We start from the raw sequence: 26,080 nt of genomic DNA, 5'->3' as shown, positions 1-26,080 counted from the left end.
ACTCCGCCTCTTGTCTAGGGATGATTTGTGGAAACAGACAGCGCCCGCACCGTTCCCCTCGGTCTGACCTTCGACGACGTGCTGCTTCAGCCCGGTGAGTCGGACGTCGTTCCCAGCCGGGTCAACACCGTGACGCGGCTGACGCGCAACGTCGAGCTCTCCGTGCCGCTGCTCTCGGCGGGCATGGACACCGTGACCGAGGCGCGCATGGCGATCGCCATGGCCCGTCAGGGCGGCATCGGCGTGCTGCACCGCAATCTCTCGGTGGAGGACCAAGCGGCGCAGGTCGACCTGGTGAAGCGCTCCGAGTCGGGGATGATCACCAACCCGGTGACGTGCGGCCCGGACGACACCCTGCGCCAGGTCGACGCGCTCTGCGCGCGTTACCGGATCTCCGGCGCCCCGGTGGTGGACGCCCAGGGCGTGCTCGTCGGCATCGTGACGAACCGGGACATGCGGTTCGTGAACGACTTCGACGCCAAGGTGCGCGACGTGATGACGAAAGCGCCGCTGATCACCGCGCCGGTCGGGGTGAGCAAGGACCAGGCGCTGGAGCTGCTCGCCAAGCACAAGGTGGAGAAGCTGCCGCTCGTCGACGCGGGCGGTCACCTGCGCGGGCTGATCACGGTGAAGGACTTCACGAAATCCGAGCAGTACCCGAACGCGGCGAAGGACCCGCAGGGCCGGCTCCGGGTGGCAGCGGCGGTCGGTGTGGGCGACGACTCGTACAAGCGGGCCCGCGCTCTCGTCGACGCCGGGGTGGACGTGGTCATCGTCGACACCGCGCACGGGCATCAGCGTGCCGTGCTGGAGATGGTCGCCCGGCTGAAGAAGGACGTCCCGATCGACATCGTGGGCGGCAACGTGGCGACCTACGCGGGTGCGAAGGCTCTGGTCGAAGCGGGTGCGGACGCGGTGAAGGTGGGCGTCGGCCCGGGCGCGATCTGCACCACCCGGATCGTCGCGGGCGTCGGCGTGCCGCAGATCACCGCGATCATGGAGGCGACCCGGGCGTGCAAGCCCGCCGGTGTGCCGGTGATCGGCGACGGCGGCATTCAGTACAGCGGCGACATCGCCAAGGCGATCGTGGCCGGCGCGAGCACTGTGATGCTCGGCAGCCTGCTGGCCGGCTCGGAGGAGAGTCCCGGCGAGCTGATCTTCGTGAACGGCAAGCAGTTCAAGTCGTACCGGGGGATGGGCTCGCTCGGCGCGATGCAGTCCCGCGGTCAGGCGAAGTCGTACTCGAAGGACCGCTACTTCCAGCAGGATGTGAACGAGGACAAGCTGGTCCCGGAGGGCGTCGAGGGACAGGTGCCCTATCGTGGTCCTCTGTCCAGGGTGGCGCACCAGCTCATCGGCGGGCTGCGCGCTGCCATGGGTTACGTGGGCGCGGAGACCATCCCCGACCTGCAGGAGCGGGGACAGCTCATCCGGATCACGGCGGCCGGGCTCAAGGAGAGCCACCCGCACGACATCCAGATGACGGTCGAGGCTCCTAACTACCACTCCCGCTAGGCCTTCGAACCACCCCGCCCACCGCCCTTAAATACGACTGAAGGCGTTTCAAAGTCATGCGTGACGTTGTGGAGATCGGCCTCGGCAAGACCGCACAGCGCGGGTACCACCTGGATGACATCGCGATCGTTCCGAGCCGCCGCACCCGCGACGTGGACGACGTGTCGACCGAGTGGAAACTCGACGCGTACCCCTTCAAGATCCCCTGCGTCGCGCACCCGTCCGACGCCACCCAGAGCCCGGACTCGGTGATCGCCCTGGGCCGCCTCGGCGGCCTGGGCGTGCTCAACGCCGAAGGCCTCTGGACCCGCTACGAGGACCCCACCAAGATCCTCGAAGAGCTCGCGTCGCTGGACGAGGACGTGGACGCGACGAAGCGTCTGCAGGAGGTGTACGCGGAGCCGATCAAGCCGGAGCTGATCGCCGAGCGGGTCCGGCAGATCCGGGCGGCGGGTGTGATCACCGCGGTCCGGGTGTCGCCGCAGCACACCCTCACCCTCGCCCCCGTGGTGCTGGACGCGGGCGTCGACCTGCTGGTGATCCAGGGGACGCTGGTCTCGGCCGAGCACGTGTCCACGACGGACGAGCCGCTGAACCTCAAGGAGTTCATCGCCGACCTCGACCTGCCGGTCATCGTCGGCGGCTGCACCGACTACAAGACGGCCCTGCACCTGATGCGTACCGGCGCGGCCGGCGTGATCGTCGGTGTCGGCGCCGACGAGTGGTCGACCACGGACACGGTGCTGGGCATCCGGGTGCCGATGGCGACCGCGATCGCCGACGCCGCCGCCGCGCGCCGTGACTACCTGGACGAGACCGGCGGCCGGTACGTGCACCTGATCGCCGACGGCGGGATCTCCACCTCCGGTGACATCGCGAAGGCGATCGGGTGCGGCGCCGACGCGGTCATGCTCGGCGAGCCGCTCTCGCTGGCCGAGGGCGCCCCGGCCGGCGGCGCGTGGTGGCACTCGTCGGCGAGTCACCCGGCGCTGCCGCGCGGTGGGTTCTGCATCGCGGGCGAGCCGGACGGGACGCTGGAAGAGGTCCTCTACGGCCCGGCCGATCGCCCGGACGGCCAGCTCAACCTGTTCGGCGGCCTGCGCCGGGCGATGGCGAAATGCGGTTACCGGGACGTCAAGGAGTTCCAGAAGGTAGCGCTCGTTCTGGATAAGGCCTGATTGCTGAGCTAGCTGAGCTTGCTGGCTCCGCTTCGCTCCGCGGCAAAACGCCGTGCTAGCTGGCTCCGCTTCGCTCCGCGGCAAAACGCCTTATACCCGGTGACTTGACCGCTGGTTTCCCGCCACCCGCACACCCCGCGGGCGTCGGGAAACCAGTGGCCAAGTCACCGGCGGCGTTTTGCGGGTTGCTCTGTGGCTACGCGCTCTTGTCGGGACTTGAACGCCGGTTCTACGGGGTCGGGGGTTTCACGCCGGTTCTACGGGGTCGGGGGTTTCTCGGTGCTGTAGAGCCAGTTCTGGAAGAACGTGGTCAGGTCTTTGTTGGAGGCCTGTTCGGCGGCCTTGATGAAGTCGTCGGTGGTCACGTTGCCGTCCTTGTTCGTGGCGGCCCAGGACTTGACCAGCGTGAAGAAGGCCTTGTCGCCGATGGTTTCGCGCAGCGCGTGGACGGTCATGCCGCCGCGCTGGTAGACGGCGGAGCCGAAGAGACGGGCCGGTGTGGGGTCGCCGGGGATCTCGGACCAGTTGAAGGTGTTGTAGGCGGTTTCGAACAACTCCCGGGCGGTCGCCTCACCGGAGTGCTCGGACCAGAGCCATTCCGCGTACGTCGCGAATCCCTCGTTGAGCCAGATGTCCTGCCAGCGGCTGAGCGCGACGCTGTCGCCGAACCACTGGTGGGCGAGCTCGTGCGCGACCACGCCCAGGTTCTCGCCGGCGGTGAAGAACGTGTTGCCGTAGACCGGGCGGGACTGCGTCTCCAGTGCGTACCGGATCCGGTCCTCGTCGACCACGACGCCACCGTTCGCGTCGAACGGGTACGGCCCGAACACCGTCGCCAGGTAGTCGGTGATCTCGCCGGTGCGGGCCAGCGAGCGTGCCGCCGGTCCGTCCGCGGCGAGCGACTCGGGGATCGCGGTGATCATCGGCAGGTTGTTGTGCCGGCCGGTGGTGACCCGGTACTGGCCGATCACGACGGTCGCGAGGTAGCTCGCCATCGGGGAGCTCTCCGACCAGCGCCAGGTGGTCCTGCCGCCGGCGGTGGTCCGCTCGCCGGGCACGCCGTTGCTGAGCACTTCGAGTCCGTCCGGCACGGTCATGGCCAGTTTCAGGGTGGCCTTGTCGGACGGGTGGTCGTTGACCGGGAACCAGGTGCTTGCCGACTCCGGCTGGCCGAGCGCGACACCACCGTCGGCGGTGCTCATCCAGCCGCCGTTGCCGAGCGCCTTGTTCTCCAGCAGGCCGGGTTTGCCGCCGTACGCCACCACGACGGTGAACTGCCTGCCGGCGACGATGCCCGCTCCGGGCGTGACCACCAGCTCGTTGCCCTGGGCCGTGCTCGTCGCCGCGACGCCGTCCACGGTGACCTCGCGGGCGGTCAGGTGGGCCAGGTCCAGGTTGAACCGGGACAGGTTCTGCTCGGCGGTCGCGGTGATCGTCGCGGTGCCGTCCAGGGTGCCGGCCTTCGGGTCGTACGTCAGGGCCAGGTCGTACCCGGCCACGTCGTACCCGCCGTTGCCGTACTTCGGGAAGTACGGGTCGCCGACGCCCTCCGCGCCGGCGGAGAAGGACACGGCTGACGGGCTCGGTCCCGGTTCGTCCGGCTCCGAGCCCGTCGAGCATCCGGTCAGCAGTGTCAGGGCGGCAAGCGTGCCGATTACCCGGTCCCTCATGGGGACGAGCGTACGTTCTACAGCTTGTTGACCAGTTTGGGATGGTCGGCGAGGTAGGCCTTGGCCCGGCCCTTGACGAGCGCCTTGAGGAAGCCGGTGCCCTCGGACTTGAGCTGCTCACCGAGGTACCTGCCGCCGCTGGAGACGCCGGCGCCGGGCAGGTCGACCAGGGTGATCTTCGCCGGGGTCAGGTCGCGGAGGGCGTACGCGTACTCGAAAGGTGTACGACCACCCACGTAGACGAGCGACTCGCCGACCGCCTCGATCACCTCGCGCAGCTTCGCCGGTTCCTGCACGTCCTGGGAGAGCGCCTTGGCGAGGATCGCGCTGACCAGCTGCCGATGGTGCCGCTGGCGGTCGTAGTCGCCGTTGGGCAGGCCGTACCGCTGGCGGGCGTAGTCGGTCGCCTGCCAGCCGACCAGGTGCCGCTTGCCGGGCTGGTAGACCATCTGCGGTCCGGTGTGGTCCCCGCCCCCGGCGGCGAGCGGCCGGTTGGTGCCGTCCGGCTTGTGGTGCCGCGACTTCACCTTCTGGTCGATGGTCATGTCGATGCCGCCGAGCGCGTCGACGAGTTTGGAGAGGCCGGCGAAGGTGAGCACGGCGCCGGCCTGGAACTCCTTGATCCCGGTGTACTCGCTCAGCGACTTGGTCAGTAGCTCGTACCCCTGCTGGGTGCTCTTCTTGGTCTTCTCGCCGGGGATCCGGGAGCCTCGGCTCATCGCCTCGGTGAGCTTGTAGCGGCCGCCGGAGAAGCCCGCCTTCTTGTAGGCGGGCATGTCGACGCGCAGGTCGCGGGGGAGCGAGTAGAGGTATGCGGAGTTCAGCCCGGCGTCGACGTGCAGCAGCATCACGGTGTCGGCATGCGGTTCCCAGCCGGGGATGCTGACCCGGGTGTCGACGCCGACGAGGACCAGGTCGAGCGGGCCCTTGATGTCCGCGCCCGGTGCGGCGGACGGCGTCGCCTCCACAGTGGGCGACGGCGCGGCCGGGGAGGCGAAGGCCGAGCTGGACGGTGCCGCCGTCCCGGTCGAGCTGCGATTCATCGCGATGGCGACGCCCACGCCGGCGAGCAACGCGACGACCGCACCGGCGATCACCGCCCAGGTGATCTTGCTATTCCGCATAGCGGAACAGTAAAGGACATCGTTGTGGCGCTCAATGCCCGCACATGTCCCGGTCCCTGAAATGGATCTTGTGCATTTCATGATCACAAGTACGCTGGCGCGGCGTTTCGCCGATCCTGCGGCGATCGCGACGGGGAGGTCCGTGAGCATGAAATCTTCCAGCCGGCGCGTTCTCGCCGGCATCACCACCGCGGGTCTGATGGCCGGTCTCGGCGTCGCCGGGATCACCGCTCCGGCCCAGGCCGGAGCCGCTGCGCCGGTCCGGCTCGTGGTGGGTCTCAAGGCGGGAGCGGACGCGAGTTCCGCGCTTCCCGCTCTCTCCGGATTCGGTCTCGGTGATGCCGGGACCAACGGCGGCGGCGTCCTGCGTGACGCGCTTGCCGAGGTACGGGCGAAGACGCTCGACGTGCCGGCCGCGAAGGCCACCGCACTCGTCGCGGCGCTGAAACTCGACCCGAAGGTCTCCTACGTCGAGGTCGACTCGACCGTCAGGGCGTTCGCCGTGGCGCCGAACGATCCGATCTACCGGGCGGGCAAACAGAAAGAGCTGAGCCAGATCAAGGCGCCGGTGGCGTGGGCCACCACGGCCGGCGGCGCGGTCAAGGTCGCCGTCGTCGACTCCGGCGTGACGCCGGTCGGTGACCTGTCCGGCAAGGTGCTGCGCGGATACGACTTCGTCAACCGCGACGCCACCCCGACCGACGAGTACGGCCACGGCACCACCGTGGCGTCGCTGATCGCGGCGAAGACGAACAACGGCGCCGGCATGGCCGGTGTCTGCGCGCAGTGCGAGATCCTTCCGGTGCGGGTCCTGAACTGGGAGGGCAAGGGCGCTTCCTCGGCCGTCGCGGCCGGGATCATCTACGCGGCCAAGCAGAACGCGAAGATCATCAACCTCTCGCTCGGCGGTGCGGTCGGCTCGCCGGTCATGAAGGACGCGATCGCGTACGCGAACGGCCGGGGCGCCCTCGTCGTGGCCTCCGCCGGCAACTCCGGCAACGGCACGAGGAGCTATCCGGCCGCGTACGCCGACGTGCTCTCCGTCGGCGCCACCGACACCCGGACCGGCGGCACGGCCCGGGCCGCGTTCTCCAGCTACGGCGCGAGCTGGGTGGACGTGGCGGCGCCCGGTTACACCGCGGGGATGCTGACCGACGGCAGCTACTGCTGGGTGGGTCTCTCCGACTGCACCGGCAACGACTACATCATCCGGGGTACGTCGTTCTCCGCCCCGCTGGTCTCCGGCGTGGCCGCGCTCGTCGCCTCCAAGAACCCGAAGTACAGCGGGTGGGGCCTGTCGAACGCGATCACCAGCTCGAGCCGCAAGATCGGCGGCTGGGTGAAGTACGGCCTGGTCGACGCGAACGCCGCGCTCACCAGGGGCACCGACACCGCGAAGCCGTCGGCGACCACCACCAGCCCGGGCGGGGGCGCCAAGGTGCGTGGCACCGTCGCGGTCACCCCGGTCGGGCTGAAGGACACCGGCGGGTCCGGCATCCGCAACGTCGACCTCTACGTCAACGGCAAGTGGCACAGCTGGGACTACGTCGCTCCGTTCGCGCCGAAGCTCAACACCAAGAAGTACAACGGCGCGATCGCGGTGCGGCTGCGGCTGACCGACAAGGCCGGCAACATCAGCTGGCTGGGCGCCCGGAGCCTGGTGGCGGACAACACCCCGCCCAAGGCGTCGATCACCAAGGCGCCGAAGAACAAGGCCAGGGTGAAGGGCACGGTCACCGTCTCGGTCAAGGCCAGTGACAAGTACGGGGTGAGCAAGGTCCAGCTGCTCGTCAACGGCAAGGTGGTGGCGACCGACAAGAAGGCCGGTTACAAGCTGTCCTTCAAGGTGTCGAAGCAGAAGAAGACCATGAAGGTCGTGGTCCGCGCGTACGACCGGGCGGGCAACGTGACGAAGCTGGCGACACGTACCTATTACCGTCGCTGACGGTCTGCTGGTCGAGTGGCGCTGGTCGCGGCGTAGGGGGAGCCCCCCTTCGCCGCGACACGCCGCCGGTAAACTCGCCGGGTGAGTACCCCGCGTCCCGTCCTCGTCGTCGACTTCGGCGCCCAGTACGCCCAGCTGATCGCCCGCCGGGTCCGTGAGGCCCGCGTCTACTCCGAGATCGTCCCGCACTCGATGCCGGTGGCCGAGATGCTGGCGAAGAACCCCGCCGCGATCATCCTCTCCGGCGGCCCGTCCAGCGTCTACGAGCCGGGCGCGCCGGTTCTCGACGCCGGCCTCTTCGCGTCCGACGTGCCGGTCTTCGGCATCTGCTACGGCTTCCAGGCGATGGCCCAGGCCCTCGGCGGCACGGTGGCGCACACCGGCTTCCGGGAGTACGGCCGGACCCTCCTTGCCGCACAGGGTGGCACCCTGCTCCGCGACCTCCCGGCCGACCTGCCGGTCTGGATGAGCCACGGCGACAGCGTGGCGGTCGCTCCGGAGGGCTTCGCTGTCACCGCGTCGACCCCGGGCGCACCGGTCGCGGCGTTCGAGGACCTGACCGCCAAGCGGGCCGGTGTGCAGTTCCACCCCGAGGTGGCGCACACCGAGCAGGGCCAGGAGATGCTCAAGCGCTTCCTGTACGACATCGCCGGCATCGAGCCGACCTGGACGCCCGGCAACATCATCGACGACCAGGTCGCCCTGATCCGCGAGCAGGTCGGCGACAAGCAGGTCATCTGCGGCCTCTCCGGCGGCGTCGACTCGGCGGTCGCCGCGGCGCTCGTCCACAAGGCGATCGGTGACCAGCTCACCTGTGTCTTCGTCGACCACGGCCTGCTGCGGGCGGGCGAGCGCGAGCAGGTGGAGAAGGACTACGTCGCCGCCACCGGCATCCGGCTGGTCGTCGTCGACGCGGAGGAGCAGTTCCTCGGGCACCTCGCCGGCGTCACCGACCCGGAGCAGAAGCGCAAGATCATCGGCCGCGAGTTCATCCGCACGTTCGAGGCGGCGGCCCGTGACCTGGACGCCGAGCGGCACATCGAGTTCCTGGTGCAGGGCACCCTCTACCCGGACGTGGTGGAGTCCGGCGGCGGCACCGGCACGGCGAACATCAAGTCGCACCACAACGTCGGCGGCCTTCCGGACGATCTGCAGTTCGCGCTGATCGAGCCGCTGCGCACGCTCTTCAAGGACGAGGTCCGCGCGCTCGGCGCCGAGCTGGGCCTGCCCGAGGCGATGGTGCAGCGGCACCCGTTCCCGGGCCCCGGCCTGGCGATCCGGATCATCGGCGCGGTGGACCGGGACCGGCTGGACATCCTGCGTCAGGCCGACCTGATCGCCCGCGAGGAGCTGACCTCGGCGGGGCTGGACCGGGACGTCTGGCAGTTCCCGGTGGTGCTGCTCGCCGACGTGCGCAGCGTCGGGGTGCAGGGCGACGGGCGTACCTACGGGCACCCGGTGGTGCTGCGGCCGGTCTCCAGCGAGGACGCCATGACCGCCGACTGGTCCCGCCTGCCGTACGACGTGATCGCCACGATCTCGAACCGGATCACCAACGAGGTCCGGGAGATCAACCGAGTGGTGCTGGACGTCACGAGCAAGCCGCCGGGCACCATCGAGTGGGAGTGACTCTCGGTAGTGGATCAATAGCTCAGGGCGGGTAAAACCGCCCTGAGCTGCGGTTACTCACCGCTATCCCACTGTCGTGAAGTTGACAGAAGTTCTTGAGAGGTAACATATTCCGGGCAGAATGCCGCCCGTGACCCCCGCACTGGAACCGCTCCGCAGGATCGCCGCCTACGCCGTCGCGCACGACGACGCCGGCCGCGTTCTCCTGGTCCGGGCCTCGTCCAAATCCGGTACCCCCGGAGTCTGGTCGCTGCCCGGCGGCGCCGTCGACCACGGCGAAGATCCCAATCACACCGTCGTCCGGGAGACCGCGGCGGAGACCGGCCTCTCGGTCGCCGTCACCGGGCTGCAGGACGTCCTCGCCGACATGCGGTCGATGCCGCATCGAGGCGTCACCATCCACACCGATCGCCTGATCTACGAGGTGTCGGTGCGCGGTGGCAACCTGATCGACCGGGTCGGGCACCCCACCGACCTGGCCAGGTGGCACACGCTGGAGGAAGCGGCCCGGCTGAAGCTGCGGCAGTTCACCGCGGCCGCGCTCGGTCTGCCCGCCGCCTCCGCCGACCTGCGGCCCGAGGAAGCACCGGTCTTCCCCTCCTTCTACGCCTACGAGGGACCCGACGGCCTGCACCGGGCCCAGCGCTTCGCGGCGTACGCGATCGCCACCGACCCGTACGAGAACCTCCTGCTCACCCGCATCTCGCCGGGATATCCGGGCGCCGGCTGCTGGCATCTGCCCGGCGGCGGCACGGATTACGGCGAGCAGCCGGGACCGGCCCTGATCCGGGAACTGGTCGAGGAGACCGGTCAGGCGGGCCGGATCATCGAGCTGCTCGGTGTGGCAAGCCACCGGGACGCCGCCTCGCTCGGCCCGGAGGGTTACCCGATCGACTGGCACGGCGTCCGGGCGTTCTACCGGGTCGTCGTCGATCACCCCACCGAAGTGACAATCCACGACGTCGGCGGCTCGACCGACGAGGCGCGGTGGATGCCGCTCAAGGAGGTCGCCGACCTCGCCGCCGACCAGCTGACCGAAGTGACGGCGGACGCGTTGCGGGCGGCGCGGCTAATCTAGGCTCGGTGAAGATCAATAGACGGGCGGCGGCGTACGGCGTCTGCCGCGACACCGATGGCCGGGTGCTGCTGACCCGAGGCTCGGACGCCGCGGCGTTCCCCGGCGTCTGGTCGCTTCCCGGCGGCGGCATCGATCAAGGTGAGCACCCGGACGACACGATCGTCCGGGAGTTCGCCGAGGAGACAGGCCTTTCGGTACGCGTCAGAGGGGTGCGCGCCGCCACCGCCGACCTGATCGTGCTGCCCGACGACACGGTCGAGCACACCGACCGGATCCTCTACGACGTCGAGGTGATCGGCGGCGAGCTCCGGGACGAGACGGACGGCACCAGCGACCTGGCCGAGTGGGTGTCACCGGCGGACGTCGCGGTGCGGCCGCTGCTGCCGTTCACGGCGAGTGTCCTGGGAGTCCGGTTCGACGCGGCGGAGGTGCCGGTTCCGGAGGTCCCGGCGGAGCGGCCGCCCGGCCCGGTGCAGCGCTTCGGGGCGTACGCCCTGGCGAGTGACGCGGCCGGACGGATCCTGCTGACCCGGATCGCCGACGGCTACCCGGGCGGGGGGCGGTGGCATCTGCCCGGCGGCGGCACCGACTTCGGCGAGACGCCGGAGCAGGCGCTCGCCCGCGAGCTCGTCGAGGAGACCTCACAACAGGGCCGCGTCGTCAGCCTCCTGGGCGTTTCGCACAGGTACGACCCGGCCGCGCTCGGGCCCGAGGGAGTGCCGCTCGACTGGCACGTGATCCGGGTGTTCTACGAGGTCACCGTCGACGATCCGAGCCCGGCGGTGGTCACCGAGGCGGCCGGCGGATCCACTTCCGAGGCTGCCTGGTTCACCCGCGCGGAGCTCGCGAGCCTGCCGCTCACCGAGCTGTCCCGGGAGGCTTTGGCCCGGAAGGGCTAAAATCGGGGTACGTAAGGCCGAGGATGAATGAAATTCGCGGACGCCGGCGTTGTACATGAGGATCATGCGCCTCTCGCCAAGGCAGTCCGGTTTGTGCGAAGGTGTAACCCGCATTTCGCCGGACACCGGCGGAACAACCGAACTCCATGGAGGAAGCACGTGCCGAGTTCCCCTTGGCGCCGGCGTCGAACGACGGATAGTCCCCGTCCCGCTGGGCGTCGTTGGGCTGGCCGGCTGCGCCGCGGCGGGAGTCTCGCGCGGCAGGCCCTGATGGTTCGGGTGGGCCGCCGCTCCGGTGAGACCGGTCGGGCCGCGACCGCGACCCGGGCCGAGGTGCTCTACACCCCGTCCGAGCCGGTGCGCACCCTGGTGGTTCCGGTGCCCGTCCCGGTCGCCGAGCCGGAGCCGGATTCGATCTCGCTGCTTCCCGGCGAGCACACCATCTCCCGCAAGGCAAGCTTCGCGCTGGTCAACGCGTGCACCCTGGCCAGCTTGGGCCTCGGCCTGCTGGCGATCTTCCTGGCCATGGACGGCGACGTCCGGATCGCGGCCGCCTGCCTGGTGGCCTGCGTCGGGTTCGACGGCCTGGACGGTGCGCTCGCCCGCAAACTCGGCGTTTCCAGCCCGTTCGGCGCGCAGATGGACTCGCTGGCCGACATGTGCTCTTTCGGTCTGGCCGCGCCGGTCGTGGTCTACGCCTCACTCGCCAATTCGGTGCCGCCGGCCGCCGCCGCGATCGCCTGCGCGCTCGTCGCCGGCTGCGCCGCGATCCGGCTGGCACGTTTCAACGTCTCGCCGAAGGACGGCCGGTTCTTCAGCGGCGTTCCCACCACGATGGCCGCCGCGGTGCTGGCGCTCACCGTTCTGATCGGGCTCGACGACCTGCCCGGCATCGTCCTGCTCGGCGGGGTGACGATGCTCGCCTTCGCGATGGTGTCCAGCTTCCCGTATGCGAAGCTCGCCCGGATCCTGAAGCTGCCGCCGTGGCTCCTGCTGCTGCCGGTCGTCGGCGCGCTGATCGACCCCCGGATGGCCTTCGTGCTGATCGTGGCGGCCTATTTGGCCAGCGGCCCGGTCCTATGGGTGCGTGCCAAGCGGGTCTGACCCCGAGCCGATGTGAAACGGGCCGCCTCCCGACGGGAGGCGGCCCGTTCTCTCACTTCCAGCGGGCGATCACCGTGGTGCCGCCGACCACGCGCTCACCCACGTTGACGAGGGCCTCGGCCTTGTCGGCCGGCAGGTAGACGTCGGTCCGCGAGCCGAACCGGATCAACCCGTACCGCTCGCCGCGGGCCAGCAGCGTCCCGACCGGCGCGCGCTGCACGATGCGGCGGGCGATCAGGCCGGTCCGCTGTGCCACCGCCACCGTGCCGTGGTCGGTGTCGAGCACCGTGTACGCGGCCACGTTGTGCTCGGCCGCCGCGGTCATGGCGTTCGCGTACCCGCCCTCCTCGACGAAGTAGTCGGCGACCCGGCCGGCCACCGGCGAGCGGTTCACGTGCACGTCAAAAACGGACAGGAAGACAGCGATCCGCAGGAACTCGCCGGGTCCGAACCGCTCGTCGTGCATCCGCTCGACGGAGAGCACCTTGCCGTCCGCGGAGGCCACCACGGCGGACGGGTCGGTCGGCCCGTCGCGCTCCGGATCGCGGAAGAACGCGGCGACCGGCGCGGCGGCCAGCGCCGGCAGCAGCCAGAGCTTCGACTTCGGCCGGGCCCGGCGGGCCAGCGCGGCGAGGCCGAGCGCGATGCCGGCGGCGGCGACGCCGTTGGAGTCGATGTGCATCGTCCGGGTGACCGGGACGCTCGACGTCCGGTAGGCGGGCGCGAGCCCCGCGGCGGTCGACACGTCGGCCGGCGAGAAGCGGAACTTGTGGACCCGCAGCGGCGGCTGGTTGCGGACCACCAGGTCGGAGCCGACGCCGAAGAGCGCGCCCTGGCGGAAGAGCTCGGCGGCGGCGCCACCGGTACGGCCCGGCGTGGCCGGCGTGGCGACCGACAGCACGCCACCGTCGGCGAGGTGCTTGCCGAGCCGGTCGAGCAGGACGCGGGTCTCCTCGGCGGTGCCGGTGACCGGCTCGGCGACGATCACGACGTCGGCGGGCTGCGCCTCGTCCAGCGATTCGACGATCTTCACCCGTTCGGCGACCCAGCTGCCCAGGCCGGTGATGTGGCCGCGCAGCAGATCGGAGCTGCTGTGCTCACCGGGGACGAGGGTCAGGGTGTCGCCGGGGAGCAGAGACTCGACGGCCGCGGCGACCACCGCGGAGGCGTGGTCGGCGCCCACCAGCAGGGCGGACGTGGCCGCGTTCTGCCGGGCGAACTCGGCGGTCAGGGTACGGGCGGCCCGGGCACCCACACCGGTTACGGGCGTGGTGGACACGGCGGGATACGGGGTCATCCAGCGAGCATATTGCCCCGCCCAACCGATGTTTCCCGGTGGGCGGGGCTCTGGCACTTCTCGTCAGTCCCGGTGCGGCTCTTCCTTGGTGAACCGGGTGGCCGGGTCGTCGAGCAACTCCTGCACGATCGAGGCGTGCATCTCCGGGGGCAGGTCGCCGGGTGTCTCGATCCGCGCCTCGGCGGCGACCGGCGCCGTGGCCGGCTCGTCACGCCGGCCGGAGCGGATCGCGCCGAACAGGCCGATCACCCCGAAGAAGATCAGAGCGGCCGCGACGATCCAGCCGACCGCGGGCAGATGAACCGTGATCACCCGGGAGATCGCCCACCAGACCGCGATGCCCAGGAAGATCAGGCCGAACGTCAGGGAGACGCCGTCCATGCGGTGCGCCTTCATCGGGAAACCTCCACGTTGCCGGTGTCCAGCCGCAGATCGAGCTGGAGTGTTCCGCCGCCGGCGCCGTCGGCGCCGAGGTCGGTGACGGTCTGCCGATTCTCTTCGGAACTGGCGCTCTCGGTGTCGAACAGGACGGTACGTACACCGCCGCCGGTCACGTCGACAGTGGTGTCCACCTCCGGCGGAAGCAGGACCCGCAGCTGTCCGAACTTCATGTCCACGGTCGTGTGCTGCTCGGCGCCGGCGAAGTCGACGTCGCGCAGGTCGAGCGTGACGTTGCCGAAGGTGAAGTCGTACCGGTCGGCGAGCTCGGTCAGGCTGGTCGGGCGGTAGACGCTGTCCCGGAACTCGCCGCCCCAGCGCTCGGTGCCGGTGGAGACGAACAGTCCGAGGGTGGCGATCAGGGCGAGCGCGATCAGCCCGCGAGCCCGGCCGAACCACGAGCCGAGGATCAGGCCGAACGCGATGGTGGCGAGGGCGGCCGCGAAGTACGCCGAGACGACCACGTTCACGCCGGCCATGTCGAGCACGGCGAGCAGGCCCATCACGACGACGACAGCGAAGAAGGTCAGGCGGCCGAGCACCGAGCGCTCCCGCGGGGGCTTCGGCGGCTTGGCGGGCTTGGGCGGTTTCGGCGGCTGCGGGGGGACCGGGCCGCTCGCGTACGGGCCGTGCGGCGCGAACGGCGGGCGGTAGCCCTCGGCCGGCGGGGCGAACAGCGGCGGCTCGTAGCTGGGCGCCGGCGGTGCGGTCATCGACGGCTCGTAGCTGGGCGCCGCCGGGGCGGTCATCGACGGCTCGTAGCTCGGCGCCGGCGGTGCGGTCATCGGCTCGGCCGGGAAGGCGGCCGGACCCGCTCCCGGGGCTGTACCAGGACCGGTTGCCGGGACTGTTCCCGGCGCGGTGAAGGCCATTGTCGGCTCGTCCGGGCCGGCGGAGGGCGGAGGCGGTGACGGTGGCGCGGTGGTGGAGGCGAGCGTCGTGTCGTTCACCCCGCCCCGCTTGATCAGTAGGAACGCCCCGAGGATCACGGCCGCGGCGAGCATGCTGGCCCGCGCGCCGGAGTTGACGATGAAGGCGAAGGTCAGCAGCGCGGCGCTGCCGAGCAGCACGACCGAGAGCGGCGCCATCCCGGAGCGGCCCTTGCCGAGCAGCGACTCGACAGGTGAGGCGGTGTCGCCCTCGGACGGGATGATCAGCCAGCCGATCAGGTAGAGCAGCACGCCGGTGCCGCCGAGGATGCCGAGCACGCCGAGCAGCACCCGCCACAGCACCGGGTCGGTGTTGGTGGCCCGGGCCAGGGCGCCGCAGACGCCGGCGATGTATCGGCCGTCGCGCGGGCGCACCAGTTGCTGCCGATCGAACGCGGCGCCGGCGCCGGACAGCCAGGGCGGAACGGTCCCGCCCGGCTGCGGTCCGGGCGGCGGGCCCGGCTGCGGACCCGGTTGCGGGTCTGTCTGAGGGCCCGGCTGTGCGCCGGGATCCGGGTCCGGCTGTGCGCCGGCAGGGGGAGAGGAAGGTGCCTCGGCGCCCTGTGGACCGGCGCCCGGCGTGGAAGGTCCGCTGGACTGGGCAGCTTCGTCGTTCATGCCATCGATCCTGCGCGCCCGCTCACCCGAGTCGCTTCCGGAACCGACCCTGAGGCCACCCTGAGATCCGGGGTCCCGGTTTCCCAGGGTGCTTACCCGTGGCCCCGGAGCGGCGCGACGTGTGACGATCGAAGGGCACGAAAGGAGAAGTGCGATCACCACCACCGCTGTTCCTCAGCCGCGCCGGTTGTACCGGCCGCGGGACCACCGCATCGTCGCGGGTGTCGCCGCCGGGCTGGCGCGCCATCTCGGCCTGCCGGTGCTGGCGGTGCGGATCGCCCTCGTGGTCCTGCTCGGCTTCAACGCGCTCGGCCTTCTTCTCTACGCCGCGTACTGGGCGGTGCTGCCGCAGGAAGCGCGCGGCGACGAGCAGCCGGCCGGCCGTGACCTCTCCGCCCTGGCGCCGTTCGCCGCGATCGGTCTCGGCGTGGTGCTGCTCCAGGCCCTCGTCTTCGACGACCAGGTGGCCACCACCGTCGGCTGGATGATCGCGGTGATCGCGGTCGGGGCCGGCGTGATCTGGCACCAGTCCGACCCCAGCCGCCGCGAGTACGGCGCCGATTACAACATCGCCTCGACGCCATGGCTCGCCGCCATCGTGTCCGAGAACGATCGGCGTTCCTTCCTCTTCCGCTTCATCGGCGGCGGCATCCTCGTCGCGATCGGCCTGATCGGCGTGGTCGCCGTCTACGCGCCGGACAACTCGATCTCCGCGGTCTTCAACGGTGTGATCTTCGCCTTCGTCGGCCTGGTCGGCGTCGGCGTGGTGGTCGCGCCGCTGATCTGGCGCACCTTCGGCCAGCTGCGCGCCGAGCGCGAGGGCCGGATCCGCGAGCAGGAGCGCGCCGAGCTGGCCGCCATGATCCATGACCAGGTGCTGCACACGCTCGCGCTGATCCAGCGCAACTCGGCGGACATCAAGGAGGTGCAGCGGCTCGCCCGCGGCCAGGAGCGCAGCCTGCGCAACTGGCTCTACAAGCCGACCGCCTCGCCGACCGAGCGGTTCGCGGCGGCGCTGGAGCAGGCCGCGGCCGAGGTGGAGGACACCTACGCGATCACCGTGGAGACCGTGGTGGTCGGCGACACCCAGTGCGACGATCGGGTGGCGGCGCTCGTCGCGGCGGCCCGGGAGGCACTCGTCAACGCCGCGCGGCACGCTGGGGTGCAGACCGTCTCGCTCTACGCCGAGGTCGAGGAGGACGAATTGAGCGTCTTCGTCCGGGATCGCGGCGCAGGCTTCGAGATCGACGGCGTGGCGGAGACCCGGCACGGCGTCCGTGGGTCGATCATCGGGCGCATGCAGCGCCACGGCGGGCGCGCCGAGATTCGCAGCGCGCCCGGCGACGGTACAGAAGTGCGGCTCATGCTCCCGGTCACCCGGGAAAGCGTGACCGCCGGTAAGGAGCAGGCACGATGACCGAGCCCGTGGCAGAGACCGAACCGCGACGGCTGGCCGTCTTCCTCGTCGACGACCATGCGATGTTCCGCGCGGGCGTGCGCGCCGAGCTGGGTGCGCACGTCGACGTGGTGGGCGAGGCCAGCTCGGTGGCCGAGGCGATCAGCCGGATCCAGGCGGTCCGCCCGGACGTGGTGCTGCTCGACGTGCACATGCCGGACGGTGGCGGTCGCGCGGTGCTGGAGACGATCCGGCGTACCCACCCACAGGTCCTGTTCCTGGCGCTTTCGGTGTCGGACGCCGCGGAGGACGTGATCGGCCTGATCCGGGCCGGTGCGCGCGGTTACGTCACGAAGACCATCTCGCCGGACGAACTGGCCGCGGCGGTGCGCCGGGTGGCCGACGGTGACGCGGTGTTCAGTCCCCGCCTGGCCGGTTTCGTGCTCGACGCGTTCGCCTCCCGGCCGGACGTGCCGGTGGCCGACCCGGAGCTGGACCAGCTCACCAACCGTGAGCGCGAGGTGCTGCGGCTGCTGGCCAGGGGCTACGCGTACAAGGAGATCGCCAAGGAGCTGTTCATCTCGATCAAGACGGTGGAGACGCACGTCTCGAACGTGCTGCGGAAGCTACAGATGAGCAACCGCTACGAGCTGTCACGATGGGCCGCTGACCGGCGCCTGGTCTGAAGGTCATCCGACTGGCCGTCCAAAATGGGCCGTTTGGCTGCATGGGGTAGCCGAGGGGGCACGCGCGGGCGTACGCCCAGGTCAGGCCGGTCGAATCCGGCGAAAGAACGATCTTTGGGTCTGCGTACGGACGTAAACGGCTAATATCGGCTTGATAACGGCGCTCATTGGTTTCCGTGCCTCTGTGTCACAGTGGCAGCTACTCACACAACCCCTCGTGAGCGCCCCTGAAGGAGGCACTCCCATGCTTGGGAAAAGCCCATGGAAGATGGCGGTCGGTGCGACCGCCATCGCCTTGTTGGCCGCCGGTTGCGGTAGCGGCGACTCTGATGAGTCGTCCGCCACTTCCAATACTGTGGTGATCGGTATCGCCGAGCCGCAGCACCTCATCCCGTCGAACACGACGGAGACGAACGGTGCTGAGGTTCTGGCCTCGCTGTTCTACCCGCTGGTCGACTTCGACGCCAAGAACAACCCGGTCCCGGTCGCGGCCGAGTCGATCACGCCGGACAAGACCAACAAGGTCTGGACCGTGAAGCTGAAGCCCGGCTTCACCTTCCACAACGGCGAGCCGGTCATCGCGCAGAACTACGTCGACGCCTGGAACTACGGCGCCTACGGTCCGAACGGCCAGGGCGGTTCCTACTTCTTCTCGAGCATCGCCGGCTTCGCCGACCTGCAGAGCGAGGACCCGGACGGCGAGGAGGGCCCGAAGACGGCTCCCGAGCCCAAGGCGAAGAAGCTCACCGGCCTGAAGGCCGTGGATGAGACCACGCTGGAGATCACGCTGTCCGCGCCGTTCGCGAGCTTCGCGTCGCTGCTCGGTTACACCGTGTTCTACCCGCTGCCGAAGGCCGCCTTCTCCTCCGACGGCGTTCTCGCCGAGGGCTTCGAGGACGCGATCATCGGTAACGGCCCCTTCAAGATGAAGGGCAAGTGGGAGCACGACGCGCAGGTCGTCGTCGAGAAGGTCGCCGACTTCAAGGGCCAGGTTCCGAAGGTCGACGGCATCACCTGGAAGATCTACCAGGACGACGCCGCTCAGTACGCGGACCTCGTCGCGGGCAACCTCGACGTGCAGACCCAGATCCCGCTCGAGAGCCTCGCGTCGGCCTCCGCCGACCTGGGTGACCGCTTCCAGAAGAGCCCGAACTCCGGCTTCCAGTTCGTCGGTTTCCCGACGTTCCAGAAGGAGTTCTCGGACGTCCGGGTCCGGCAGGCGATCTCGATGGCGATCAACCGCAAGGAGATCACCGACCAGGTCTTCCTCGGCGCGGAGACCCCGGCCACCTCGTTCGTCTCGCCGGTGGTCGCGGGCTACCGCGAGAACACCTGTGGCGCGAACTGTGAGTACAACCCCACCGAGGCCAAGAAGCTCTACGACGCCGCCAAGGGCCCGGCCGAGCTGAAGATCACGTACAACGCTGACGGCCCGCACAAGGCGTGGGTCGACGCGACGTGCAACCAGATCAAGGCCGCGCTCGGTGTGAACTGCACCGGTGTCGGTGAGCCGAAGTTCGCCGACCTGCTGACCAAGGTCGAGAAGAAGCAGCCGGTCGGCCTCATCCGTCTCGGCTGGATCATGGACTACCCGCTGATGGAGAACTACCTCGGCCCGCTGTACGCGACCGGCGGCTCCTCCAACTACTACGGGTACAGCAACACGACCTTCGACGAGCTCGTCCAGGCCGGCCGCGAAGCCGCCACCCCGGAGGAGGCCATCGCGAAGTGGCAGCAGGCTGAGGATATCCTCGCCAAGGAAATGCCGGTGATTCCGCTGCGCAACGATCAGAACGTGTTCGGCTACTCGGAGAAGGTCTCCAACGTTACGGTTGACCTCTTCCAGAAGGTGAACCTGTACGAGATCGAAGTAGTCAACTGATTTAACCGCTCGAACGGTGGTGGCGTCACGGAGCATGTGAAACCGTGGCGCCACCACTGCGTTAACCCCACTCCTCGTCGCCGAGCTCACGAGGCCGGCGCTCTTCCGCGGAAGAGGCTAAACCCGTATGTTCCGCTACATCGTGCGGCGCTTACTGCAGATGGTCCTGACATTCTTCGGGGCCACCTTTGTGGTTTTCGCGCTGACGTTCGCCAACCAGGACGACCCCCTCCAGGCGTTGGCGGGCGAACGACCCATCACTGAGAGTCAGCGAATCGCGCTGACGGAGCGTTACCATCTGAATGAGAGCTTCCTCACTCAGTACTGGTACTACATGAAGGGTCTCCTCACCGGTGACCTCGGTACCTCGCTGACCGGTCAGAAGATCTCGGCCATGCTCGCGAACGCGTGGCCGGTGACGCTGAAGCTGGCTCTCCTCGCCATCGTCATCGCGGCCACGATCGCGGTCACGGCGGGCGTCTACTCCGCGATCAGGCGGGGTGGCCTCTTCGACAACGTCACACTGGTCGCGACGCTGGTCGTGCTGGCCATGCCGATCGTCGTGCTCGCGCCTCTCGCACAGCTGATCTTCGGTATCAAGCTCGGCTGGTTCCCGCCGACCGCGACCCGGGACGCCTCGCTCTACGACCTGCTGCTGCCGGCCCTGGTGCTGGGCAGTCTGGTGATCGCCACGGAGCTGCGGGTGACCCGTACCTCGGTCGTCGAGAACCTCCGGGCCGACTACGTGCGCACGGCGCGGGCCAAGGGCCTGACCCGCCGGCGCGTCATCTGGGTCCACGTGCTGCGCAACTCGCTGATCCCGGTCGTGACGCTGATCGGCGTCGACCTGGGCGGCCTGATGTCCGGCGCGATCGTGACCGAGAAGATCTTCAACATCCCCGGCGTCGGCTTCAACATCGCCCGCGCGATCACGACCGAGGACGGCCCGCTGGTGGTCGGCTTCGTCAGCGTGCTGGTGGTCATCTTCCTGATCGTGAACCTCCTCGTCGATCTGCTGTACGCCGCCCTCGACCCCAGGATCCGCTATGAGTGACCCCAACGCCGTAACCGCCGTCGAGGCCCCCGCGCCACAAGCCGGGCCCCGTCCGGGCCGCAAGTCCGACAAGCCACGCAGCCTTGCCGGAGACGCCTGGATCGACCTGCGCCGGAACAAGATCTTCTGGGTGTCGGTCGTGCTGGTGGTCGTCATCCTGCTGATGGCGATCTGGCCGTCGCTCTTCACCTCGGCGGACCCGCGCGCGTGCACCCTGGCGAACCAGCACAAGGGCGCCAGTGGCTCGGCGTACTTCGGATACGACTTCCAGGGCTGTGACGTCTTCGCGAAGACCGTCTACGGCGCCCGGAACTCGATCATCGTCGGCATCATGTCGACCCTGCTGGCCGGTGTGATCGGCATGATCTTCGGCCTCTGCGCCGGTTACTTCGGCGGCTGGGCCGACGCGGTCCTGTCCCGCGGCATCGACATCATGCTCGGCATCCCGTTCCTGCTCGGCGCGATCGTGCTGTCGAACCGGCTGGTCACCGAGAACTCGGACGGCGTGCTCGCCGTGACGCTCACCCTCGGCCTGCTGACCTGGACCTCAGCGGCCCGGGTGATGCGATCCGCGGTGATCTCGTCGAAGAACCAGGACTACGTGGCCGCCGGCCGGATGCTGGGCGCCGGACCGGGCCGCCTCATGCTGCGGCACATCCTGCCGAACTCGATCGCGTCCTTCATCGTGGTTCTCACGATCCTGCTGGGCACGAACATCGCCAGCGAGGCGACGCTGTCGTTCCTCGGCGTCGGCCTGAAGAACGACGCGATCAGCTGGGGCATCTCGATCTCCGAGGCGTCGCCGTACGCTCGAGTGGCGACCGAACCGCTGGTCTGGCCGTCGATCTTCCTCGCCGCCACAGTGCTGGCCTTCATCATGCTGGGCGACGCCATCCGCGACGCCTTCGACCCGAAGTTGCGGTGACCCTGTGACTGATATCAAGGCGCAAATGGATGTCGTACCCGGCATCGATCCGCGCGCACCTCTGCTCGAAGTGACCGACCTGCACGTCGAGTTCCGGACCCAGTACGGCGTCGCCAAAGCCGTCAACGGCGCGAACTTCTGGCTCTCCCCGGGCGAGACCCTCGCCATCCTGGGCGAGTCGGGCTGTGGCAAGTCGGTGACCGCCCAGGCGATCATGGGCATCCTGGAGAGCCCTCCCGGGTTCATCACCAAGGGCGAGATCCGCTACCGCGGCGTCGACCTGCTCAGTGTCCCGGAGGAGCAGCGCCGCAAGGTGCGCGCCAACCGGATCGCGATGATCTTCCAGGACGCGCTCTCCGCGCTGAACCCGGTCTACAACGTCGGGTTCCAGCTCAGCGAGCTGTTCCGGATGCACCGCGGGATGTCCCGCGCGGACTCCAAGAAGCGGGCCATCGAGCTGCTCGACCAGGTCAAGATCCCGGCTGCCAAGGCCCGGATCAACGACTACCCGCACCAGTTCTCCGGTGGCATGCGGCAGCGCGTCATGATCGCGATGGCGCTCGCGCTCGACCCCGAGGTGCTGATCGCCGACGAGCCCACCACGGCTCTCGACGTGACCGTCCAGGCGCAGATCATGGGCCTGCTCGCGGAACTCCAGCAGGACCGCAACATGGGCCTCATCCTGATCACGCACGACATGGGCGTGGTCGCGGACGTGGCCGACCGGATCTCCGTGATGTACGCGGGCAAGGTCGTCGAGGAGGCCGGCGTCTACGACATCTACGCCCGGCCGGCGCACCCGTACACCCGGGCGCTGCTGGAGTCGATTCCCCGGCTCGACATGAAGGGCCAGGAGCTCAGCGTCATCCGCGGCCTGCCGCCGGCGCTGACCGACGTTCCGCAGGGATGCGCGTTCAACCCGCGCTGCCGGTACGCGAAGGACCCGTGCCGCCAAGACCCCGCGCCGCCGGCCTACGCCGTCGCACCGCACCGCACCGCCCGCTGCCACTATTTCCGGGAGGTCCTCGGTGAGTGACGTCGTCCTCGAGACCAAAGCTCTGTTCAAGCACTTCCCGATCACCCAGGGCATCGTCTTCAAGACCAAGGTCGGTGCGGTCCGGGCGGTCGACGGTGTCGACATCCAGCTGCGCCGCGGCGAGACGCTGGGTGTCGTCGGCGAGTCCGGCTGCGGCAAGTCGACGCTGGCGAAGCTGCTGGTCGGCCTGGAGAAGCCGACCTCCGGCTCGATCATGGTCCGCGGCCAGGACATGGTCCGCCTCAAGGGCAACGAGCTGCGCAAGGCCCGCCGCAACATCCAGATGGTGCTGCAGGACCCGTACACCTCGCTGAACCCGCGGATGACGGTCGGCGACATCATCGGTGAGCCGTTCGCGATCCACCCCGAGGTCGTCCCGAAGAAGGGCCGGCAGCGTGCGGTGCAGGACCTGCTCGACACGGTCGGTCTGAATCCGGACCACATCAACCGGTACCCGCACCAGTTCTCCGGCGGCCAGCGCCAGCGCATCGGCATCGCCCGCGCGCTCGCGCTCAAGCCCGAGATCATCGTCTGCGACGAGCCGGTCTCCGCGCTCGACGTGTCGATCCAGGCCCAGGTGATCAACCTGCTGGCGCGGCTGCAGGACGAGTTCGGCCTGTCGTACATCTTCATCGCGCACGACCTGTCGGTGGTCAGGCACATCTCCGACCGTGTCGCCGTGATGTACCTCGGCCGGATCGTGGAGCACGGTTACGACCGGGAGATCTACGAGCAGCCGACTCACCCGTACACCCAAGCTCTGCTCTCGGCGGTCCCCGTCCCGGACCCGCGCCTGCGCGGTCACCGTGACCAGATCGTCCTGGAGGGTGACGTGCCGTCGCCGGCCAACCCGCCGTCGGGCTGCCGTTTCCGGACCCGCTGCTGGAAGGCGCAGGACATCTGCGCCCAGCAGGATCCGATGCTGCAGATCCGCGACCGGTCGCCGCACCCGAGCGCGTGCCACTTCGCCGAGATCCGCGACGTGGTTCACGGTCACTGACCGAAAACGACAGCGGCGGCGGTCCGGGTTTCCGGGCCGCCGCCGAGTCGTTCCGGGCGGGCGTGTGGAGTTGGGGTGCGGAGCGCGCCCGAACTCAACACGCTTGTCGCTTTCCGGGCGGGCGTGTGGAGTTGAGGTGCGGAGCGCGCCCGAACTCAACACGCTGGGGTGGTTAGAGGGGGCCGCGACCGGAGCGCAGCAGGAGCAGCGCCACCTGGGTGCCGTCCGGGCCGAGGGCGGTGCGGAAACGCTCCACGATCTCGCGTTCGCGGGCCAGCACCAGGCGCGTGCCGCCGCTCGCCATCCGGGTCTTGCCGACCTCCTGGGAGAGGCTCGCGCGTTCCAGCCAGAGGTCGATGATCGCTTGATCGATCTCGTCGATGCGCTCACGCTTGGCACGGATCGCCGCGGCGGCCGGCTCCGCGCCCGCTCCGGTCGTCTGGTCCACGGTCTCGGCGGTCATGTCCTGCTCCTCGGGTGCTCACGCCCCGGTCGACCCGGCCCGGGCAAGCAACAAGCCCCGAGCGGGGAAGCCCGGGGCTTGTTGTAGGTCTGTGGTTCAGACGCGACCTACGGCTGCCGGACTTCCGGTGCCGTAGTAAAAAAATCGCGCCCGCTGGATCACGTTGCCGAGTATGCCCCCGTCCCGGACGGTCCCGCAAGGAAACCGCCCGAGTGGTGGGACGTCACGCCTGGCCTCACGGCGTCGTGGTGATCCGGCTGGCCGGGCCGGGCGCGATCGGGCCGGTGGCGAGGTGTGCCACCAGCGCGTCCACGTCGAAGCCGGGAGCGGTGACCCGGCCGGTGCCCTGGGTGAGGTTGCTGAAGCCGTCGCCGCCGTTCGCCAGGAAGTCGTTCGTGGTGACCTGGTAGTTCGCGGCCGGGTCGATCGGGGTGCCGTTCAGGGCCAGGTTGCTGACCTTGGAGCCGGGCGCGGCGGACGCGCTCCAGGTGTAGGTGAGACCGGCCGACACCTGCAGGATCCGCTGGGTGGTCTGCCCGGCGAAGCCGACGAACTGCTGTTCCAGCACGTTCTTCAGCTGGGTGCCGGTGAGGGTCTGCGTCACCACCAGGTTGTTGAACGGCTGGACGGTGAACGCCTCGCCGTACGTGACCTGGCCGTAGGCCTCGCCGCCGGAGGACTGGTCGGCGTCCAGGTCGGCGCGGATGCCGCCCGGGTTCATCAGGGCGATCTGCGCGCCGGCCGGCCGGGTGTACGCGAGCTGCGCGTCGGCGATCACGTCGCCGAGTGGGCTCTCGCCGGCCGGGGTGGCGGTCCGGACGATGTCCGCTCTGATGCTGCCGACGATCTCGTTGGCGATCGGGGCGACAGCGGTGCGGTACTTGTCGGCGACCTTCTTGGCGGCGGCGTCGACGGTGTCCGGGTTCCGCAGGTACGCCCCGGAGGCGTCCCGCAGCCAGCCGCCGTTGCCGTCCGGCACGCCGTTCTCCACGATCACATTCCGCGCGGTGATCCCGGTGAACCGGCCGGTCCGGGTGTCGAGCGAGTAGTCGATGTCGGTGATCAGCTGACCGTTGCTGCCGGCGCTGGTGACGACCGTGTCGGCGCCCCCGCTGTTCGGCAGCTTGCACGTGTAGAAGCGGTGCGTGTGCCCGGAGATCACGATGCTGATCTCGGGCTTGAGGCCGGCCACGATCGGAACGATCGGGCCGGTGAAGTTCGTGCAGTCGGAGACGCCCGGCGTCGGGGTGGCCGAGCCCTGCGATCCACCCTCGTGCAGCAGCAGCACCTGCGCCTCCACGCCGAAGGCGGTGAGCAGCTTGCTCCACTTGTTGGCGGTGGCCACCTCGTCGGTGAAGCGCACGTTCCGGATGCCGGCCGGGTTCACGATGCCGGGTGTGCCCTCCAGGGTCATGCCGATGAAGCCGACCGGCACCCCGCCCACGTACTTGATCTCGATCGGCGGCAGGATCGGCAGGCCGGTCCGCTTGTCGATCGTGTTGGCCGCCAGGTAGGTGAAGTCGGCGCCCCGGTAGCCGTCGCCGTCCTGGCAGCCGTCGACCGGGTGACAGCCGCCGCGCTGGATCCGGATCAGCTCGGCGACACCCTCGTCGAACTCGTGGTTGCCGACCGAGCTGACCTGCAACCCGATCTCGTTCATCAACTCGATCGTCGGCTCGTCGTGGAAGGCCGCGCTGACTAGCGGGCTCCCACCGATCAGGTCGCCGGCGCCCGCGGTGATCGTCGACCGGCCCTCGGCGGTGGCCCCGGCGCGCAGCTTCTTCAGCCACGTCGCGAGGTACTCCACCCCGCCGGCCGGCGTCGACGTGCCACTCGCGTTGACCACCGCGCCGCTGCCGGTGGGTGGGTCGATCGCGCCGTGGAAGTCGTTGTAGCTCAAGAATTGGCCTTCGACGATCTTTCCCTTGGGTACGTCGTACGACGCGGCCACGGGTGTGAACTCCGCCGGTGGTGCGGCGACCGCGCTCGGTGGCGCCGGAATGGCGGCCAGCACGCCGAGTGCGGCGAGGGCCGCGGCGGGTAGGGCGAGACGCAACCGTGTCATGGGGAGTCCCCCGATCGGAGTGAGTTTTTCGCCGACTCGGACAGCTTGGTGTAACACTCGATCCAGCGCTACCACTTCGGGGGAACGTCGATGGATCAGCGGGTCGGCCGGGAAGTTCTGTCGGTGGGTCGGCATACACTTGCTCCCGC

Annotated in this window: 21 protein-coding genes; 14 read left to right on the top strand and 7 right to left on the bottom strand. The window is 69.4% G+C overall.

Annotated features, from left to right (window positions below; translation table 11 throughout):
* The first annotated feature begins 27 nt into the window (after positions 1-27).
* Both guaB and AB0F72_RS11530 read left to right on the top strand, forming a co-directional pair.
* Complete coding sequence (gene guaB, locus AB0F72_RS11535) at positions 28-1,515, top strand: IMP dehydrogenase (RefSeq protein WP_360429011.1); 1,488 nt, start codon at positions 28-30, stop codon at positions 1,513-1,515.
* 56 nt (positions 1,516-1,571) lie between these two features.
* The gene (locus tag AB0F72_RS11530; RefSeq protein ID WP_360429007.1) at positions 1,572-2,693 is read left to right on the top strand and encodes a GuaB3 family IMP dehydrogenase-related protein; all 1,122 of its coding nucleotides are present in this window, start codon (positions 1,572-1,574) and stop codon (positions 2,691-2,693) included.
* A 257-nt stretch (positions 2,694-2,950) separates the two neighbouring features.
* On the opposite strand, the gene AB0F72_RS11525 is transcribed toward AB0F72_RS11530, so the two are convergent.
* Together AB0F72_RS11525 and AB0F72_RS11520 are read right to left on the bottom strand one after the other, a co-directional pair.
* Entirely contained in the window at positions 2,951-4,363 is a 1,413-nt protein-coding gene (locus AB0F72_RS11525; RefSeq protein WP_360429004.1) for a M1 family metallopeptidase, read from the bottom strand.
* Positions 4,364-4,380: 17 nt separating this feature from the next.
* The gene (locus AB0F72_RS11520; RefSeq protein WP_360429001.1) at positions 4,381-5,487 is read right to left on the bottom strand and encodes an LCP family protein; all 1,107 of its coding nucleotides are present in this window, start codon (positions 5,485-5,487) and stop codon (positions 4,381-4,383) included.
* A gap of 148 nt (positions 5,488-5,635) precedes the next feature.
* Between AB0F72_RS11520 and AB0F72_RS11515 the strand changes: the two genes are divergently transcribed.
* The 5 genes from AB0F72_RS11515 to AB0F72_RS11495 all read left to right on the top strand — a co-directional run bounded on the left by AB0F72_RS11515 (position 5,636) and on the right by AB0F72_RS11495 (position 12,142).
* On the top strand, positions 5,636-7,432 hold the full coding sequence (locus AB0F72_RS11515; RefSeq protein WP_360428998.1) for a S8 family serine peptidase: 1,797 nt from the start codon (positions 5,636-5,638) through the stop codon (positions 7,430-7,432).
* 81 nt (positions 7,433-7,513) lie between these two features.
* Positions 7,514-9,061: a glutamine-hydrolyzing GMP synthase gene (gene guaA / locus AB0F72_RS11510; protein ID WP_360428995.1), complete on the top strand. Its 1,548-nt coding sequence runs from the start codon at positions 7,514-7,516 to the stop codon at positions 9,059-9,061.
* Positions 9,062-9,191: 130 nt separating this feature from the next.
* On the top strand, positions 9,192-10,139 hold the full coding sequence (locus AB0F72_RS11505) for an NUDIX hydrolase (protein WP_360428992.1): 948 nt from the start codon (positions 9,192-9,194) through the stop codon (positions 10,137-10,139).
* 5 nt (positions 10,140-10,144) lie between these two features.
* Positions 10,145-11,038 carry an NUDIX domain-containing protein gene (locus AB0F72_RS11500; protein WP_360428989.1) on the top strand — a complete coding sequence of 298 codons (894 nt, stop codon included), beginning with the start codon at positions 10,145-10,147 and terminating at the stop codon, positions 11,036-11,038.
* A 234-nt stretch (positions 11,039-11,272) separates the two neighbouring features.
* Complete coding sequence (locus AB0F72_RS11495; protein ID WP_360429311.1) at positions 11,273-12,142, top strand: CDP-alcohol phosphatidyltransferase family protein; 870 nt, start codon at positions 11,273-11,275, stop codon at positions 12,140-12,142.
* Positions 12,143-12,194: 52 nt separating this feature from the next.
* On the opposite strand, the gene AB0F72_RS11490 is transcribed toward AB0F72_RS11495, so the two are convergent.
* The 3 genes from AB0F72_RS11490 to AB0F72_RS11480 all read right to left on the bottom strand — a co-directional run bounded on the left by AB0F72_RS11490 (position 12,195) and on the right by AB0F72_RS11480 (position 15,424).
* Positions 12,195-13,439 carry a phosphatidylserine decarboxylase gene (locus AB0F72_RS11490; protein ID WP_360428986.1) on the bottom strand — a complete coding sequence of 415 codons (1,245 nt, stop codon included), beginning with the start codon at positions 13,437-13,439 and terminating at the stop codon, positions 12,195-12,197.
* A gap of 63 nt (positions 13,440-13,502) precedes the next feature.
* Positions 13,503-13,835 carry a hypothetical protein gene (locus tag AB0F72_RS11485; protein ID WP_360428983.1) on the bottom strand — a complete coding sequence of 111 codons (333 nt, stop codon included), beginning with the start codon at positions 13,833-13,835 and terminating at the stop codon, positions 13,503-13,505.
* A complete protein-coding gene (locus AB0F72_RS11480) occupies positions 13,832-15,424 on the bottom strand; it encodes a PspC domain-containing protein (protein WP_360428981.1) in 1,593 nt (530 codons plus the stop codon). The genes AB0F72_RS11485 and AB0F72_RS11480 overlap by 4 nt, the downstream gene beginning before the upstream one ends.
* A gap of 187 nt (positions 15,425-15,611) precedes the next feature.
* Here AB0F72_RS11480 and AB0F72_RS11475 point away from each other — a divergent pair, with 187 nt between their 5' ends.
* The 7 genes from AB0F72_RS11475 to AB0F72_RS11445 all read left to right on the top strand — a co-directional run bounded on the left by AB0F72_RS11475 (position 15,612) and on the right by AB0F72_RS11445 (position 23,403).
* Positions 15,612-16,841 carry a PspC domain-containing protein gene (locus AB0F72_RS11475; RefSeq protein ID WP_360429308.1) on the top strand — a complete coding sequence of 410 codons (1,230 nt, stop codon included), beginning with the start codon at positions 15,612-15,614 and terminating at the stop codon, positions 16,839-16,841.
* Positions 16,838-17,506 (top strand): response regulator transcription factor, encoded by a 669-nt coding sequence (locus tag AB0F72_RS11470; protein ID WP_360428978.1) that lies wholly within the window; start codon positions 16,838-16,840, stop codon positions 17,504-17,506. Before AB0F72_RS11475 ends, AB0F72_RS11470 begins: the two co-directional genes overlap by 4 nt.
* 268 nt (positions 17,507-17,774) lie before the next feature.
* On the top strand, positions 17,775-19,388 hold the full coding sequence (locus AB0F72_RS11465) for an ABC transporter substrate-binding protein (protein WP_360429305.1): 1,614 nt from the start codon (positions 17,775-17,777) through the stop codon (positions 19,386-19,388).
* Positions 19,389-19,515: 127 nt separating this feature from the next.
* Complete coding sequence (locus AB0F72_RS11460) at positions 19,516-20,442, top strand: ABC transporter permease (RefSeq protein WP_360428975.1); 927 nt, start codon at positions 19,516-19,518, stop codon at positions 20,440-20,442.
* Positions 20,435-21,367, top strand: coding sequence for an ABC transporter permease (locus AB0F72_RS11455; protein ID WP_360428973.1), 933 nt, complete (start codon positions 20,435-20,437; stop codon positions 21,365-21,367). The genes AB0F72_RS11460 and AB0F72_RS11455 overlap by 8 nt, the downstream gene beginning before the upstream one ends.
* A 25-nt stretch (positions 21,368-21,392) precedes the next feature.
* Complete coding sequence (locus tag AB0F72_RS11450; protein ID WP_360428971.1) at positions 21,393-22,403, top strand: ABC transporter ATP-binding protein; 1,011 nt, start codon at positions 21,393-21,395, stop codon at positions 22,401-22,403.
* Positions 22,396-23,403 carry a dipeptide ABC transporter ATP-binding protein gene (locus AB0F72_RS11445; protein WP_360428968.1) on the top strand — a complete coding sequence of 336 codons (1,008 nt, stop codon included), beginning with the start codon at positions 22,396-22,398 and terminating at the stop codon, positions 23,401-23,403. Before AB0F72_RS11450 ends, AB0F72_RS11445 begins: the two co-directional genes overlap by 8 nt.
* Positions 23,404-23,575: 172 nt before the next feature.
* Here AB0F72_RS11445 and AB0F72_RS11440 read toward each other — a convergent pair whose 3' ends face one another.
* Positions 23,576-23,866: a chorismate mutase gene (locus AB0F72_RS11440; RefSeq protein ID WP_360428965.1), complete on the bottom strand. Its 291-nt coding sequence runs from the start codon at positions 23,864-23,866 to the stop codon at positions 23,576-23,578.
* Positions 23,867-24,101: 235 nt separating this feature from the next.
* Positions 24,102-25,931, bottom strand: a complete 1,830-nt coding sequence (locus AB0F72_RS11435) for a bifunctional metallophosphatase/5'-nucleotidase (RefSeq protein ID WP_360428962.1) — start codon at positions 25,929-25,931, stop codon at positions 24,102-24,104.
* Positions 25,932-26,080 lie beyond the last annotated feature (149 nt).

The sequence above is a fragment of the Actinoplanes sp. NPDC023936 genome, assembly GCF_040639325.1.
Classification (GTDB): domain Bacteria; phylum Actinomycetota; class Actinomycetes; order Mycobacteriales; family Micromonosporaceae; genus Actinoplanes.
This window is presented reverse-complemented; position numbering and strand designations above follow the sequence as displayed.

Coding starts and splice junctions, on each gene's coding strand:
- AB0F72_RS11530 (WP_360429007.1), top strand. CDS start 1,572: ATGCGTGACGTTGTGGAGATCGGCCTCGGCAAGACCGCACAGCGCGGG.
- AB0F72_RS11525 (WP_360429004.1), bottom strand. CDS start 4,363: ATGAGGGACCGGGTAATCGGCACGCTTGCCGCCCTGACACTGCTGACC.
- AB0F72_RS11520 (WP_360429001.1), bottom strand. CDS start 5,487: ATGCGGAATAGCAAGATCACCTGGGCGGTGATCGCCGGTGCGGTCGTC.
- AB0F72_RS11515 (WP_360428998.1), top strand. CDS start 5,636: ATGAAATCTTCCAGCCGGCGCGTTCTCGCCGGCATCACCACCGCGGGT.
- AB0F72_RS11490 (WP_360428986.1), bottom strand. CDS start 13,439: ATGACCCCGTATCCCGCCGTGTCCACCACGCCCGTAACCGGTGTGGGT.
- AB0F72_RS11485 (WP_360428983.1), bottom strand. CDS start 13,835: ATGAAGGCGCACCGCATGGACGGCGTCTCCCTGACGTTCGGCCTGATC.
- AB0F72_RS11480 (WP_360428981.1), bottom strand. CDS start 15,424: ATGAACGACGAAGCTGCCCAGTCCAGCGGACCTTCCACGCCGGGCGCC.
- AB0F72_RS11470 (WP_360428978.1), top strand. CDS start 16,838: ATGACCGAGCCCGTGGCAGAGACCGAACCGCGACGGCTGGCCGTCTTC.
- AB0F72_RS11465 (WP_360429305.1), top strand. CDS start 17,775: ATGGCGGTCGGTGCGACCGCCATCGCCTTGTTGGCCGCCGGTTGCGGT.
- AB0F72_RS11460 (WP_360428975.1), top strand. CDS start 19,516: ATGTTCCGCTACATCGTGCGGCGCTTACTGCAGATGGTCCTGACATTC.
- AB0F72_RS11455 (WP_360428973.1), top strand. CDS start 20,435: ATGAGTGACCCCAACGCCGTAACCGCCGTCGAGGCCCCCGCGCCACAA.
- AB0F72_RS11450 (WP_360428971.1), top strand. CDS start 21,393: ATGGATGTCGTACCCGGCATCGATCCGCGCGCACCTCTGCTCGAAGTG.
- AB0F72_RS11440 (WP_360428965.1), bottom strand. CDS start 23,866: ATGACCGCCGAGACCGTGGACCAGACGACCGGAGCGGGCGCGGAGCCG.
- AB0F72_RS11435 (WP_360428962.1), bottom strand. CDS start 25,931: ATGACACGGTTGCGTCTCGCCCTACCCGCCGCGGCCCTCGCCGCACTC.